The sequence below is a fragment of the Bacillus sp. SIMBA_005 genome (genome assembly GCF_046535585.1).
Taxonomy (GTDB): Bacteria; Bacillota; Bacilli; order Bacillales; family Bacillaceae; genus Bacillus; species Bacillus pumilus.
In genome coordinates this window covers 1-254 of record NZ_JAWRWI010000764.1, presented here as the reverse complement: position 1 = coordinate 254, position 254 = coordinate 1, and the positions used below count along the sequence as shown (strand labels likewise).

1 protein-coding gene is annotated in these 254 nt (G+C 76.8%); it reads left to right on the top strand.

Features of this window, described 5'->3' with window-relative positions; genetic code table 11:
- A partial coding sequence (locus tag SB660_RS22125; RefSeq protein ID WP_410584615.1) for a hypothetical protein occupies positions 1-254 on the top strand: 254 nt, incomplete at both ends.

Sequence of the window (254 nt, the reverse complement as noted above, 5' to 3'; positions counted from 1 at the left end):
GATCACGACGTTCGCCGCGGTGGGTGCGCACTGGGGCGGCGCCGCACGGCTCATGGGCGCACTCGCCGCGGGCCTCGCCGCCTTCGCCACCGCCATGAGCCTCGGCTCGCTCGCGATGCAGCGCGATCTCGTGCCCGAGGCCGACGTGCCGGGCATCGGCCTGGTGATGCTCGGATCGTTCGCCGCGCTCGCGGCCGTCGGTGCGGTCGCCTGGGCGGTGCAGCCCCGGGTCGGCCCCGAGTCGGGTCCCACGC